This window comes from Streptomyces sp. NPDC107562 (genome assembly GCF_055657325.1).
This window is the reverse complement of the sequence record NZ_JBVKBE010000021.1, coordinates 107,888-120,981: the sequence shown is the minus strand read 5'-3', so window position 1 is coordinate 120,981 and position 13,094 is coordinate 107,888. Positions and strand designations below refer to the sequence as shown.

General features: G+C 71.2%; 12 protein-coding genes and 1 pseudogene. 6 read left to right on the top strand and 7 right to left on the bottom strand.

Annotation, left to right across the window (positions count from 1 at the left end; genetic code table 11):
• A pseudogene (locus tag ACZ7LV_RS36585) lies at window positions 1-182 on the bottom strand (hypothetical protein); the annotation flags it as partial.
• A 151-nt stretch (window positions 183-333) separates the two neighbouring features.
• Window positions 334-1,515 carry a PP2C family protein-serine/threonine phosphatase gene (locus ACZ7LV_RS36580; protein WP_471945673.1) on the bottom strand — a complete coding sequence of 394 codons (1,182 nt, stop codon included), beginning with the start codon at window positions 1,513-1,515 and terminating at the stop codon, window positions 334-336.
• A 173-nt stretch (window positions 1,516-1,688) separates the two neighbouring features.
• Here ACZ7LV_RS36580 and ACZ7LV_RS36575 point away from each other — a divergent pair, with 173 nt between their 5' ends.
• A complete protein-coding gene (locus tag ACZ7LV_RS36575) occupies window positions 1,689-2,942 on the top strand; it encodes a GNAT family N-acetyltransferase (RefSeq protein ID WP_471945672.1) in 1,254 nt (417 codons plus the stop codon).
• Between the two features lie 16 nt (window positions 2,943-2,958).
• On the opposite strand, the gene ACZ7LV_RS36570 is transcribed toward ACZ7LV_RS36575, so the two are convergent.
• Together ACZ7LV_RS36570 and ACZ7LV_RS36565 are read right to left on the bottom strand one after the other, a co-directional pair.
• Window positions 2,959-3,768 (bottom strand): Fpg/Nei family DNA glycosylase, encoded by an 810-nt coding sequence (locus ACZ7LV_RS36570; protein ID WP_471945671.1) that lies wholly within the window; start codon window positions 3,766-3,768, stop codon window positions 2,959-2,961.
• Between the two features lie 65 nt (window positions 3,769-3,833).
• Entirely contained in the window at window positions 3,834-4,322 is a 489-nt protein-coding gene (locus ACZ7LV_RS36565) for a ribose-5-phosphate isomerase (RefSeq protein WP_471945670.1), read from the bottom strand.
• Window positions 4,323-4,528: 206 nt separating this feature from the next.
• Here ACZ7LV_RS36565 and ACZ7LV_RS36560 point away from each other — a divergent pair, with 206 nt between their 5' ends.
• Window positions 4,529-6,016, top strand: coding sequence for an amino acid permease (locus tag ACZ7LV_RS36560; protein WP_471945669.1), 1,488 nt, complete (start codon window positions 4,529-4,531; stop codon window positions 6,014-6,016).
• A gap of 38 nt (window positions 6,017-6,054) precedes the next feature.
• On the opposite strand, the gene ACZ7LV_RS36555 is transcribed toward ACZ7LV_RS36560, so the two are convergent.
• Window positions 6,055-7,662, bottom strand: a complete 1,608-nt coding sequence (locus ACZ7LV_RS36555; RefSeq protein ID WP_471945676.1) for a protein kinase domain-containing protein — start codon at window positions 7,660-7,662, stop codon at window positions 6,055-6,057.
• A 220-nt stretch (window positions 7,663-7,882) separates the two neighbouring features.
• On the opposite strand from ACZ7LV_RS36555, the gene ACZ7LV_RS36550 reads away from it, so the two are divergent.
• Complete coding sequence (locus ACZ7LV_RS36550) at window positions 7,883-8,593, top strand: hypothetical protein (RefSeq protein ID WP_471945668.1); 711 nt, start codon at window positions 7,883-7,885, stop codon at window positions 8,591-8,593.
• Between the two features lie 379 nt (window positions 8,594-8,972).
• On the opposite strand, the gene ACZ7LV_RS36545 is transcribed toward ACZ7LV_RS36550, so the two are convergent.
• Complete coding sequence (locus ACZ7LV_RS36545) at window positions 8,973-9,593, bottom strand: biotin transporter BioY (RefSeq protein WP_471945667.1); 621 nt, start codon at window positions 9,591-9,593, stop codon at window positions 8,973-8,975.
• 308 nt (window positions 9,594-9,901) lie between these two features.
• On the opposite strand from ACZ7LV_RS36545, the gene ACZ7LV_RS36540 reads away from it, so the two are divergent.
• From ACZ7LV_RS36540 to ACZ7LV_RS36530, 3 genes are all read left to right on the top strand, one after another.
• Window positions 9,902-11,281 carry an amino acid permease gene (locus ACZ7LV_RS36540; RefSeq protein ID WP_471945666.1) on the top strand — a complete coding sequence of 460 codons (1,380 nt, stop codon included), beginning with the start codon at window positions 9,902-9,904 and terminating at the stop codon, window positions 11,279-11,281.
• A gap of 104 nt (window positions 11,282-11,385) precedes the next feature.
• Window positions 11,386-12,027, top strand: coding sequence for a superoxide dismutase (locus tag ACZ7LV_RS36535; protein ID WP_471945665.1), 642 nt, complete (start codon window positions 11,386-11,388; stop codon window positions 12,025-12,027).
• Window positions 12,028-12,159: 132 nt separating this feature from the next.
• Complete coding sequence (locus ACZ7LV_RS36530; RefSeq protein ID WP_471945664.1) at window positions 12,160-12,420, top strand: hypothetical protein; 261 nt, start codon at window positions 12,160-12,162, stop codon at window positions 12,418-12,420.
• Here ACZ7LV_RS36530 and ACZ7LV_RS36525 read toward each other — a convergent pair.
• A complete protein-coding gene (locus ACZ7LV_RS36525) occupies window positions 12,407-13,039 on the bottom strand; it encodes a mycothiol-dependent nitroreductase Rv2466c family protein (protein ID WP_471945663.1) in 633 nt (210 codons plus the stop codon). The genes ACZ7LV_RS36530 and ACZ7LV_RS36525 overlap by 14 nt on opposite strands.
• Between the last annotated feature and the right edge of the window lie 55 nt (window positions 13,040-13,094).

Here is a 13,094-nt window from a genome sequence, read left to right as displayed (position 1 = left end):
GTGATCTCATCCGCACGCGCCTTGAACTGATCGAACATCGCCCGACCCGTACCGTTGAACTTCCCCTCCAACGGCTGCGCCGCCTGCACCAACTGACGGATCAACGTCCCGAGATCGTCGCTGGAACCCCGCGAATCACGCATCAACGACGACAGCGTCTGCGCACCCATGTCGAACTTCATACCGAACTCGCTCCCCCATCCGTGTCCTGGTTGCCCGTTGTCCCATCGTACGTATCTCATCTCTACCAACCCCCCGATCGCTCACGCAATCGAGAGGAGGCGGCAGTTACAGAGGAGGCACAAAGCCATGACCGACCGTGGGAGCGGGCGGTCAGTGGGCGGCGGACTGGGCCGTCGGGCCCTCGCGGCAGATCAGCAGGAGGGCGCGGTCGTCGTTGACGTCCTTCGCGACCGCCTCGATGAGATGCCAGGCGGCGCCCTGGAAGCCGGCGGAGACATAGCGGTCCGCCTCGCCGGTGAGGCGGTCGATGCCTTCGACGATGTCGCGGTCAGAGGTCTCGACCAGGCCGTCGGTGAAGAGCATCAGCACGTCGCCCGCCCGCAGTGAGCCCTTCACGGGGTCGAACTGGGCGCCGTCGTAGACCCCCAGCAGCGGACCCTCGGCGGCCTTCTCCTCCCAGCGGCCGCTGCCCGCGCTGAGTTGCATGCCGGGCGGATGGCCCGCGGAGTACAGCTCGTAGTCGCCGGTGTCGAGGTCGAGGACGAGGTGGATGGAGGTGGCGAAGCCCTCCTGCCAGTCCTGGCGCAGCAGATAGCCGTTCGCGGCGGGGAGGAAGGCGTGCGGGGGCAGGCTGCCGAGCAGACCGCCGAAGGCGCCCGAGAGCAGCAGGGCGCGCGAGCCGGCGTCCATGCCCTTGCCGGAGACGTCGGTGAGGACGACCTCCAGGGTGCGGCCGCCGTTGGTGCGCGCCGCCACCACGAAGTCGCCCGAGAAGGACTGGCCGCCCGCCGGCCGCAGCGCCATCTCACGGTGCCAGCCCTGCGGCAGCTTGGGCAGCTTGCTCTGCACCCGGATGCGTTCGCGCAGGTCGAACAGCATCGTGCCGCCCCGCCGCCAGGGCACGCCGACGCGGCTGCGGAACTGGGCGATCAGCAGGCCGAAGAAGCCGCACGCCGCGACGACGAGGACGACCCCGGGCGTCACCCGCGAGGGGCCCTCCGTGTAGGGGCCGAGCTGTATCGACTCCACGATGAGGGCCGTGGCGGCCGCCGCGTACAGGCCGAGCAGGCTGGCCGGGCGCAGCAGCAGGCCCCCGGCCACGATCGGCAGGACCAGGACGGCCGGTGAGCACCACACCGAGTTGGCGAGCGTACCGGCGGTGATGAGGGGAATGGTGAGCAGCAGACCGGCCAGCGCGACCCAGTCGGAACCGTCGCCGCGGAAGTAGTCGACGGCGCTTCTGCGCAGGCCGACGCGGACCCGGTGCCAGCGCATCTTCAACCGGGCCGTGAACGTCTCGGCCGCCGTGAGCGGCTCTCGTCCTGCTGCCATTAGTTCGGGACCCTATCCATCGGACCAGCCGCTTGGCACGGGAGGTCCTGCTTGTCCCCCGTCCGGGGCTCGACTCCACAGTGAACTTCACCGGGGGCCGGCCCGCCCCCCTCCCGGTGAAGTCGGAAGAAATTCCCTCGCCGGTCCGGCGGCGCCCTGGTAGGCATGGCTCCATGGCAACCGACTTCCTGCCCGGTGCGGACACCGGGCCGCGAGTGCTGCGTCCGGACGACTGGGATCGCTGGTACGACACGCTGATCCGCGCCTTCGGCGGGGTGCCGGAGTCCCCCGAGGAGCAGGAGCTGTGGAACGCGCTCACCGAGACCGACCGTTCGCTGGGTGTCTGGGAGGACGGCGCCTGCGTGGGGACGGCGGGGGCGTTCTCGTTCGGGCTGACCGTGCCCGGCGGGGCCTCGGTGCCCACGGCGGGCGTGACGATGGTCGCGGTGGCGGCCACGCACCGCCGCCGCGGTGTGCTGACGTCCATGATGCGGCGGCAGTTGGACGACGTACGGTCCTGGGGCGAGCCGCTGGCGGCGCTCACCGCGTCCGAGCCGGCGATCTACGGCCGGTTCGGGTACGGCGCCGCGACCTTCGGGCTCGGCGCGGAGATCGACACCGTCCGGGTACGACTGTCGGTGCCGGCCGCCGCCGATGACGTACGGCTGCGGTACGCGGCGCCCGCCGACGTCCTCGACGTGTGCGAGTCGGTCTACGCACGGCTGGTGCCGTCGCGGCCCGGGATGCTGGCGCGGCCGCCCGGGTGGGAGCGGCTGGGGGTGCTGGACCCGGAGAGCGAGCGGGACGGGGCGTCGCCGTTGCAGTGTGTCGTCGCCGAGCGGGACGGCGAGGTCACGGGGTACGCGCGGTACCGGGTCAAGCTCGGGTGGGGGGAGGCCGGGCACGACGGCACGGTGGTGCTGCAGAGCCTGGCGGGCCTCGATCCGGCGACGGAGGGCGCGCTGTGGCGGTTCCTGTTCGGGATCGACCTGACGACGACGCTGTCCGTGCGGGGGCGGCCGGCCGACGAGGGCTGGCAGTACCAGGTGTCCGACCTGCGGCGGTGCCGGACGCGGTCGCGGGACGCGCTGTACCTGCGGCTGGTGGACGTCGGGGCGGCGCTGGCGGCCCGTACCTATCGGACGCCGGTGGACGTCGTGTTCGAGGTGGCGGACGACTTCTGCCCCTGGAACGCGGGGCGCTGGCGGCTGTCGGGGGACGCCAAGGGCGCGTCGTGTGCGCGGACGACCGACGCGGCCGACCTCGCCCTGTCGGTACGGGAACTGGGGGCCGCGTATCTCGGTGGGGTGAGCCTCGGCGCGCTGGCGGCGGCCGGGCGGGTGCGGGAGCTTCGGGCCGGGGCGCTCGCGGAGGCCGCGGTGGGGTTCGGGAGCACCGTGGCGCCCTGGCTGCCGCACGGTTTCTGAGGGCCGGGGGCCCGGATCAGCCGCGCTGGCAGCCGGGGCACCAGAAGAGGTTGCGGGCGGCGAGGCCGGCGGTGCGGATCTCCGCGCCGCAGATGTGGCAGGGCCGCCGGTCCCGGCGGTAGACGTAGACCTCTCCGCCGTGGTCGTCGACGCGGGGCGGGCGGCCCATGGCCTCGGGGGTGTGCTCGGGGCGGACCGTGTCGATGCGGTTGTCGCGCACGCCCTCGCGCATCAGGTCGGCGAGGTCGCTCCAGATCGCGTCCCACTCGGCGGGCGTGATGTCCCGTCCCGCGCGGTACGGGTCGATCCGGTGCCGGAAGAGGACCTCGGCGCGGTAGACGTTGCCGACTCCCGCGATGACCTTCTGGTCCATCAGGAGGGCGGCGATCGTGCTGCGGCTGCGGGAGATCCGCCGGTAGGCGGCGTCGGGGTCGGCGTCGGCGCGGAGCGGGTCGGGGCCGAGGCGGTCGTGTATCGCCCGCTTCTCCTCGTCGGTGACGAGGGCGCAGGTGGTCGGACCGCGCAGGTCGACGTACCCGGTGTCGCCCGCGAGGCGCAGGCGGACGGTGTCGGTGGGCGGCGGGGCCGGGGCGTCGCCGAAGGCGACCTTGCCGAACAGGCCCAGGTGGATGTGGACCCAGTCGGCGGCACGGAAGCGCAGGAAGAGGTGCTTGCCGTGGGCCTCGGTGGCCGTCAGGACCGCCCCGTCCAGGAGGTCCGCGGCGTCGGAGAACTTGCCCTGGGGGCTGGTGACCCGCGGGGCCGTGCCCGAGAAGCGGGCGGCGTAGTCGTGCGCCAGCCGGTGAATCGTGTGCCCCTCTGGCACGGTCCGCGGTTCCTTCCAGCCCCTGGGGGGCGCTCCCGTCCTGCCGCCTGCTGAGGCCTGCTGTGTCAGTCCTGCTGCGGGTGGTGCGCCGGGATCGGCGGGAGCTCACGTGTGTCCTCGTACGCGGCGAGCATCGCGATACGGCGGGCGTGGCGCTCCTCGCCGGTGAACGGCGTGTTCAGGAACGTCTCGGCGAGCTTCGTCGCCTCGTCCCGGGAGTGCATGCGGGCGCCGATGGAGATCACGTTGGCGTCGTTGTGCTCGCGGCCGAGCGCGGCCGTCTCCTCGCTCCAGGCGAGCACGGCGCGGACGCCCTTGACCTTGTTCGCGGCGATCTGCTCGCCGTTGCCCGAGCCGCCGATCACGATGCCGAGGGCGCCGGGGTCGGCGACGGTGCGCTCGGCGGCGCGCAGGCAGAACGGCGGGTAGTCGTCCTGGGCGTCGTAGACGTGAGGGCCGCAGTCGACGGGCTCATGGCCGGCCTCCTTGAGCCACTCGACGAGGTGGTTCTTCAGTTCGAAACCGGCATGGTCGGAGCCGAGGTACACGCGCATGGGACGAGTGTGACATGCGCCGGGCGGGGCAGCAGGGCCGGGTGGCGGGACCGAAAAATGTGAGCAACGCCACCGAACCTCAGGAAATCCTCAAGTAACGATCCGGAATCAAAGGTTCAAGAATCCGTTCACCTCAGATTCACTGGTCCGACTCGTACGCCGCTCGTACGGGGAATTGCTCACCCGGCGCAAAGGAAATCCGTCCCATGACTTCGCAGCCGACCCTGACGAAGGCCGGAAGCGGCCCCGGAGGCCACGGCGGAACCGGCGATCCCGGTTCCGGATCAGGTCTCCAGGCAGGGCTCAAGAACCGTCACCTGTCGATGATCGCCATCGGCGGCGTCATCGGCGCCGGACTCTTCGTGGGGTCCTCCTCCGGTATCGCCACCGCCGGTCCCGGCATCCTTCTCTCCTACGCTCTCGTCGGCACGCTCGTGGTGCTGGTGATGCGCATGCTCGGTGAGATGTCGGCGGCCAACCCGACCTCGGGTTCGTTCTCCGCACACGCCGACCGCGCGCTCGGCAGCTGGGCCGGGTTCTCCATCGGCTGGCTGTACTGGTTCTTCTGGGTGGTCGTACTGGCGGTCGAGGCGACCGCCGGCGCGGTGATCCTGGAGGGCTGGATCCCGGCCGTCCCGCAGTGGGCCTGGGCCCTGATCGTGATGGTGGTGCTGACCGCCACCAACCTCGTCTCCGTCGGTTCGTACGGCGAGTTCGAGTTCTGGTTCGCGGGGATCAAGGTCGTCGCGATCGCCGCGTTCATCGTCATCGGCGGACTGGCCGTCTTCGGCCTGCTCCCGGGCGTGGACAGCGACCAGGCCGGACTGGCGAACCTGACCGACCACGGCGGCTTCCTGCCCAACGGACCAGGCGCGATCCTCACCGGTGTGCTGCTCGTCGTCTTCTCCTTCATGGGCAGCGAGATCGCCACCCTGGCCGCCGGCGAGTCCGAGAACCCGCAGCAGGCCGTCACCAAGGCCACCAACAGCATCATCTGGCGTGTCGCCGTGTTCTACCTCGGCTCGATCTTCGTCGTGGTGACCCTGCTCCCGTGGGACAGCAAGTCCATCGCCGACGACGGCTCGTACGTCGCCGCGCTGAACTCCCTCGGCATCCCGCAGGCCGGTCAGATCATGAACTTCATCGTGCTGACCTCGGTGCTGTCCTGTCTCAACTCGGGCCTCTACACCGCCTCCCGCATGGCCTTCTCGCTCGGCCGGCGCGGTGACGCGCCCAAGTCCTTCGCCCGGACGACCGGCCGGGGTGTGCCGCGGACGGCGATCCTCGTCTCCGTCGTCTTCGGCTTCGTGGCCGTGTTCTTCAACTACAAGTTCCCGGACTCGGTCTTCCTCTTCCTGGTCAACTCCTCCGGTGCCGTCGCCCTGTTCGTCTGGCTGGTGATCTGCTTCTCCCAGCTGCGGATGCGCAAGATCATCCAGCGCGAGGCCCCCGAGAAGCTGGTCGTGCGGATGTGGCTGTACCCGTACCTGACCTGGGCCACCGCCGCGCTGATCGTCTTCGTACTCGGCTACATGCTGACCGACACCGAACACGACGGACGCAAGACCGTGCTGCTGTCGCTGCTCGTCGCCGCACTGGTGCTCGCCGTCGCCGTGGTCCGGCAGCGGTTCAGCACCCGCAAGGCCGTCGAGGGCGTCGAGGCCGACGCGCGGCCCGCCGAGGTGCGCGACTAGGCGCCGCCCCTCCGAAGAGCTTCACGCCGCGTGCCCCCTCACAGCGGCGTGAAGCTCTTTTTCACGTCCTCGTAGACCGCGAGCGCGCCGTCCTCCACGGCCGGCTGGTACCAGGTGTTGATCTGGTACGACTTCCCGCGCGCGTCGAAGCCCAGCAGCCGGGCGTGCCAGGGGACGCCCTCCAGCGTGAAGGTGTACTCCCAGACCACCGCCGGATGGCCGCGGAACGTGGTCTCCTCCAGCCGGATCTTGCGGTAGTCCCGCCCCTGGTGGGCGTTGCGTTCCGAGGTGCGCCAGCTGTCCATGAGGTCCCCCCGGGCCAGCGAGGACTTGGCGACCAGTTCCTGGGTGCCCTCGGGTGCGGTGTAGTGCACCTCCGCTCCCGTCTTCACGTCCCGCCGCCAGCCCTCGGGCGTGACCCACGCGTACCCGCCGGCCTCCACGCGGGCGCCCGGGGCCAGGCTCGGCGGCCGGGACGTGCCGGCGACCGTGGGCGAGGGGGAGGCGGCGTCGGAGGGGCGGGCCGCCCCGGTGCCGGAGGAGCCGGCCGGCGCCGACACCGACGGCCTGCCGTCCACCCGGGTGCCGTCCGGCGCCCGCGCCGTCGTCGCCCAGACGATCCCGGCCACCACGGCGGCCGTGAGGACACCGGCCGCAGCGGCCGCCGCCGTCCGCGTCGTACGGCGTCCAGAAGGCCCGGACGGCAGCGCGGGTCCCGGCGGTTCGCCGCCCGGCGGTGGCCCCACCGCGCCGGACGCCGGGCGCCGCTCGGTCACGGCCTGCGACCGCGCCAGGGAGACGCCGCCTCCCGGCCGGGTCCGCTCGCGCGGCGGGGGCTCCACCGACGCCGGCGCCGGCTGCTCCCGCGACGGCACCGGTTCCGCCACCACGAGGGTCGGTGTGGGCCCCGGCGCCACCTCGCGCAGCGCCGCCTCCAACGCGTCGAGGCCCGGCCGGACCTCCGGCTCCTTGCGCAGCAGCGCGCTCAGCACCTCCGCCAACGGACCTGCGGAAGGCGGGAGTTCGGGCTCCTCGTAGAGGACCGCGTGGAGTGTCGCCAGCGTGGTGTCGCGGGAGAAGGGGGACCGACCCGCCAGTGCCGCCGACAGCGTGGCCCCGAGCGACCAGACGTCCGACGGTGGCCCCTGCGGACGCCCGGAGATCCGCTCGGGAGCCATGTAGTCGGGCGAACCGACCAGCATCCCGGCCATGGTCAGCGCCTTGGCGTCCTGGATCGCCGCGATACCGAAGTCGGTGAGCACGACCCGGCGGGCGGCCGCCTCGACGAGGACGTTGCCCGGCTTGATGTCCCGGTGCAGCACCCCGCGCGCGTGCACCTCGCGCAGCGCCTCCACCAGCCCGAGCCCGATCCGCGCCGTCTCGCCGGGACCGAGCGGTCCGTCCTCGTCCATGATCCGTTCCAGGGAGCGCCCGGCCACCAGTTCCATGACGATCCACAGGCGTTCGCCCTCGTCCACGACGTCGTAGACCCGGACGACGTGGGGATGGTCGATACGGGCGGTGGCCCGCGCCTCGCGCAGCGTGCGTTCGCGGCGGGTTCGGGCGTCCTCGGCGTCCAGGCCGTCGATGCGCATTTCCTTGACCGCGACCGGCCGGTCGAGCATTTCGTCGGCGGCTCGCCACACCCGCCCCATTCCCCCCTGCCCGATGCTTTCGGCCAACCGATAGCGCCCTGCCACCAGTAACCCCGGAACACCGGAACTTCGCGTATTTCCCGGCAATTTGCCGCACCCCCCTCAACCATGCACCAACAGTCACACGTCGGGCCGTACCAGCATAGTGCGGAGAAATCTTGTGGTACCTCTTCAAGTACTGCGAATTCAGGCGCAGGCAAGGGGGACGAACATGCGTTCACGTCTGAGGGTGACCATCACCGGATCACTGGCAGCGGCATCCTTTTCGGCCGTGCTGATCCTTTCCGGCACGGCCGGGGCGGACGACCAGGGGCCGGGAAGCGACAAGGGGGGAAAGGCCGTGGACAAGGCGCCCGCGGGGGTGGAACTGACCACGCTGCTGCCCGAGAAGATCTCGGTCCGCAACGATGCGGAGGACACGGCGATCACCGCCACGGTGAAGAACGGGGGGACGCGGGACAGCGGTCCGATCAGGCTTCTGGTCGTCGGTTTCGACGGGCTGACGGTCACGAACGTCGAGGGCTGCTCGGCGATTTCGCGCGGCGACCTGCCGGAGGGTTCCAACAGCGGTTTCGCCTGCGCGCTGGACGATCTGGCGGCGGGTGCGTCGAAGTCGTACGACGTCGACGCGACCTACGACCTGAACAGCACCGGGAAGATCTGTCTGCCCGTCCAGAGCGGCGACGGCGGCCAGACGTTCTGGCAGCAGGGGCCGGTCCCGTTCGGGACGACGAATCCGTCGCCGAACGCCCCGGCCACCCCCCTGCTGCTCGGCACCGACAACAAGCCGGCGGCACCGGCCGGCGACGAACTGCCCAGGACCGGCCCGGCCCGTGACCTCCTCCCACTCGCCGCGGCCGGCGCCGCACTGATCGCAGCAGGCGTCGCGGGCCTGCGACGCTCCCACCACCGCCCCACCTGACACCCACAAAAAAACCCGGGCCCGGGAACCCCGGGCCCGGGAACACCCGCGCCTGGTAATGCCCGGCGAAGACACACGGCCCCGAAAACGCGCGCGACCGGACCCAGCAGACGCGCGACGCCGAGAACGCGCGGGCTCGCACACACACGGCGCCGGAAACGCGCGCCCGTGAACACCCAAGGCCGGGAACGCGCAGGGCCTCGGATGCGCGACGCTCGGAACACGCGGGCCGCACGCACGCGGCCCCGTAAGCGCGCACGACCGGAAAGCGCGGCTTCGCGAGCCCGGAAACGAAGGGTCCGCGAGCCGGTGACGCCGCGGCGGAAACGTGCGGGGCCGGGAAGGCGATGTCGCCCTCCCGGCCCCGCCCCGCAGGGAGTCAGTGCCTGTCGATGAGCTTCCAGGTGGTCGGCAGCAGGCCCATCGCGAGGGCCGCCTTCAGGGCGTCGCCGATCAGGAACGGCGTGAGACCGGCCGCGATCGCGGCGGAGGCGGACATGCCGGTGGCGAAGGCCAGGTACGGGACGCCGACGGCGTAGATGATCGCCTCGCCCAGCAGCATCGCGCCCGCCGTACGCCACGGCGAGCGGTCGGCACCGCGGCGGGCGAGCGCGCCCACGACGGTGGCGGCCAGCAGCAGGCCGATGACGTAACCGAAGGACGGGGCGGCCGCGCCGGAGCCGCCCTCCGCGAACCACGGCATCCCGGCCACACCGGCGAGCGCGTACAGCGCGAGCGAGAGGAAGCCGCGGCCGGCGCCGAGCGCGGTGCCGACGAGCAGCGCGGCGAAGGTCTGGCCGGTGACCGGCACCGGGCTGCCCGGGATCGGCACGGCGATCTGGGCGGCGAGCCCGGTGAGCACGGCGCCACCGACGACGAGCGCGACGTCGCGGACGCGGGTGGAGACACCGCCCTGCCCGGCCGAGGCCGACAGCTTGTAAAGGGGGATCAGGTCGGCGAGGACCTGGCCCGGGCGGGCGGGGGCGGCAGCGCTGCTCATGGGGACTCCGCGAGTGAGGGCGGTTCGGGACACCGTGACGCTAACCCAGGGCACCGGGTGCCACCACCGTCACCGCCCGACAAAGGGACGCGCGTGCCGGTGGTGGGCTCCTTACAAAGAGTGGTGATTACACGTGCGGCGGCGTGATACCGGTCACTGAGGTGGAGCCCTGTGGCTCACCGATCGGGGCTGGGGACGGCTCTGTAGGGTCTCGCCAAATGGGCAGCCCCAGGGGAATCACTGACCCGGCCTTTACACTCCGTGTGATTGTCCCTCTTATCCCCTCACGTACTGGACGAGCCGCGCCCATGTCCCGCACCACCCCCGTTCAGGCTCCGCCCGAGGCGGACGCGTCCCTGTCCCACGGACTCAAGCAGCGACACCTGTCGATGATCGCCCTGGGCGGCGTGATCGGCGCCGGCCTGTTCGTCGGCTCCGGCGCGGGTATCGCCGCCGCCGGTCCCTCGATCGTCGTCGCCTATGTCATCTCCGGCCTCCTGGTGATGCTGGTGATGCGGATGCTGGGCGAGATGTCGGCGGCCCATCCGTCGTCGGGCTCCTTCTCCGCCCACGCCGAGCGGGCGATCGGACCGTGGGCCGGTTTCACCGTGGGCTGGGCGTTCTGGGTCCTGCTGTGCACGGCCGTCGGACTGGAGGGCATCGGTGCCGCGAAGATCGTCAGCGGCTGGCTGCCGGGCACGCCGGAGTGGGCGTGGGTGGCCCTGTTCATGCTGGTGTTCTGCGGCGCGAACCTCGCGGCCGTGAAGAACTTCGGCGAGTTCGAGTTCTGGTTCGCGGCGCTGAAGGTCGGCGCGATCACGCTGTTCCTGGTGCTCGGGGTACTGGCGATCGCGGGCGTCCTGCCCGGCACCGACTCTCCCGGCACCAGCAACCTGACCGACTTCATGCCCGGCGGCGGTGAGGGGCTGGTGATCGGCCTGCTCGCCTCGGTGTTCGCGTACGGCGGCCTGGAGACGGTCACCATCGCGGCGGCCGAGTCGGAGGACCCGGTCAAGGGCGTGGCGAGCGCGGTCCGCACGGCGATGTGGCGTATCGCGCTGTTCTACGTCGGCTCGATGGCGGTCGTCGTCACCCTCGTGCCGTGGGACTCCCAGGAGGTCGTGGAGAGCGGCCCGTACGTCGCCACCCTGGACCGGCTCGGCATCCCGGGCGCCGGTCAACTGATGAACGTGGTCGTGCTGGTGGCGCTGCTGAGCGCGATGAACGCCAACATCTACGGCGCCTCGCGCATCGGCTACTCGCTGGTGCGACGAGGCCAGGGACCGAAGGCGCTCGGCCGGGTGTCCGGCGGTGTGCCGCGGAACGCGGTGCTGGCGTCCTGCGTCTTCGGCTTCGTGTGCGTGGTGCTCAGCTACTGGCGGCCCGACGACGTCTTCCCCTGGCTGCTGAACATGATCGGCGCGGTGATCCTGGTCGTCTGGATCTTCATCGCCGTCTCGCAGCTGCGGTTGCGCCGCCGGCTGGAGCGGGAGGCGCCGGGGAAGCTCGTCGTGCGGATGTGGGCGTTCCCGGTGCTGACCTGGGTGGCGCTGGCGGGCATGGTGGCGATCTTCGTCCTGATGGCCCGGGAGCCGGACACCCGGGTGCAGCTCTACTCGACGGGCGCCATGACGCTCGTGCTGGCGGCGATCGGCTACGGCTGGCAGCGGGCGCGCGCCCGGAGCTGACGCCACGGCACCCCGAAAGGCCCCCACGTGCACGCGTGGGGGCCTTCTTCTTGCTAGGTTGTAGTTGCAAGCTAGTTGCAATAAGAGGTCGGAGGGGACCCCTGATGCCCGTCTACACGCTGCCTGAACTGCCGTACGACTACTCCGCACTCGCCCCCGTGATCAGCCCGGAGATCATCGAGCTGCACCACGACAAGCACCACGCGGCGTACGTGAAGGGCGCGAACGACACCCTGGAGCAGCTCGCCGAGGCGCGCGACAAGGAGTCGTGGGGCTCGATCAACGGCCTGGAGAAGAGCCTCGCCTTCCACCTCTCCGGACACATCCTGCACTCGATCTACTGGCACAACATGACCGGAGACGGCGGCGGCGAGCCCCTGGAGACGGACGGCGTCGGCGAACTGGCGGCCGCGATCGCCGAGTCCTTCGGCTCCTTCGCGCACTTCAAGGCACAGCTGTCCAAGGCGGCGGCCACGACCCAGGGTTCCGGCTGGGGCGTCCTCGCACACGAGCCGCTGAGCGGCCGGCTGATCGTCGAGCAGGTCTACGACCACCAGGGCAACGTCGGCCAGGGCGCCACGCCGATCCTCGTCTTCGACGCCTGGGAGCACGCCTTCTACCTGCAGTACAAGAACCAGAAGGTCGACTTCGTCGAGGCCATGTGGAAGGTCGTCAACTGGCAGGACGTGGCCAGGCGCTACGAGGCGGCCCGCTCCCGCGCGGACGTCCTGCTGCTGGCCCCCTGAGGCCCCGCTGATCGTCCTGCCTCGTGATCGTCTTCTCACCTTTCACGTCGGCAGGCGGATGGACGGAAGCCCCCGCGAGGACGTGACTCGCGGGGGCTTTCGGTACCCGGCGTTCCGGGTCATCGTGGCGGGATGCCGATGGAGAGGACCCTGCCCTGCTGGACCTGCGGCGCCGACCAGCCGCACCGGCAGGTCAAGGACGACCGTGAACGCGACGTGATCCGAGAACTCGAAGGCCTCCCGCCCCGCGCGTACGTGGACCACTACTGGGTCTGCGTCAGCACCGAGCGGGACTGCCGCAACATCCGCACCGGCCACTCGTGGCGACCACTGCGTCCGCCCCGGAAGATGCCGCCCGAGCCCACCGACCCCGGGAAAGCTAGAGGTTGCTGAAGTCCGGGCCCTTGGTGCGGGTGCGCTTGAGCTCGTAGAAGCCCGGCACCGAGGCCACGGCGAGGGTGCCGTCCCAGAGGCGGGCGGCCTCCTCGCCCTGGGGGGCGGGGGTGACGACCGGACCGAAGAAGGCGACCTGCTCGCCACCGGGGCCGGGGACCGCGATCACGGGCGTGCCGACCTCCTGGCCGACCTTGTCGATGCCCTCCTGGTGCGAGGCGCGCAACTCGGGCTCGTAGGGGGTGGCGTCCCAGTGCTCCATCAGGGAGTCGGGCAGGCCCACCTCCTTGAGGGCGGCGGCGACCGCCTCCTTCTCCGGGCCCTGTCCCTGGTTGTGGATGCGGGTGCCGAGCGCGGTGTAGAGGTCGCCGAGCACCTCGGGGCCGTGCTCCTGCCGCGCCGCGATGACCACGCGCACCGGGCCCCACGCCTTGGTGGTGAGCATCTCGCGGTACTCCTCGGGCACGTCCTTGTCCTCGTTCAGCACGGCGAGGCTCATCAGGTGCCAGCGGACCTCGATGTCGCGGACCTTCTCCACCTCCAGCACCCACCGGGAGGTCATCCAGGCCCAGGGGCACAGGGGATCGAACCAGAAGTCGACGGGCGTTTTGTCGGACATGTCTCTCCTCATGAGGAAGTGAATCTCCCGGGGAACTCCCGCACGAACACCGCCG

Excerpts from the sequence above, each read along its gene's own strand:
- ACZ7LV_RS36545 (WP_471945667.1), bottom strand. The coding sequence starts at position 9,593 with ATGAGCAGCGCTGCCGCCCCCGCCCGCCCGGGCCAGGTCCTCGCCGAC.
- ACZ7LV_RS36550 (WP_471945668.1), top strand. The coding sequence starts at position 7,883 with ATGCGTTCACGTCTGAGGGTGACCATCACCGGATCACTGGCAGCGGCA.
- ACZ7LV_RS36530 (WP_471945664.1), top strand. The coding sequence starts at position 12,160 with ATGCCGATGGAGAGGACCCTGCCCTGCTGGACCTGCGGCGCCGACCAG.
- ACZ7LV_RS36575 (WP_471945672.1), top strand. The coding sequence starts at position 1,689 with ATGGCAACCGACTTCCTGCCCGGTGCGGACACCGGGCCGCGAGTGCTG.
- ACZ7LV_RS36560 (WP_471945669.1), top strand. The coding sequence starts at position 4,529 with ATGACTTCGCAGCCGACCCTGACGAAGGCCGGAAGCGGCCCCGGAGGC.
- ACZ7LV_RS36535 (WP_471945665.1), top strand. The coding sequence starts at position 11,386 with ATGCCCGTCTACACGCTGCCTGAACTGCCGTACGACTACTCCGCACTC.
- ACZ7LV_RS36540 (WP_471945666.1), top strand. The coding sequence starts at position 9,902 with ATGTCCCGCACCACCCCCGTTCAGGCTCCGCCCGAGGCGGACGCGTCC.
- ACZ7LV_RS36580 (WP_471945673.1), bottom strand. The coding sequence starts at position 1,515 with ATGGCAGCAGGACGAGAGCCGCTCACGGCGGCCGAGACGTTCACGGCC.
- ACZ7LV_RS36565 (WP_471945670.1), bottom strand. The coding sequence starts at position 4,322 with ATGCGCGTGTACCTCGGCTCCGACCATGCCGGTTTCGAACTGAAGAAC.
- ACZ7LV_RS36525 (WP_471945663.1), bottom strand. The coding sequence starts at position 13,039 with ATGTCCGACAAAACGCCCGTCGACTTCTGGTTCGATCCCCTGTGCCCC.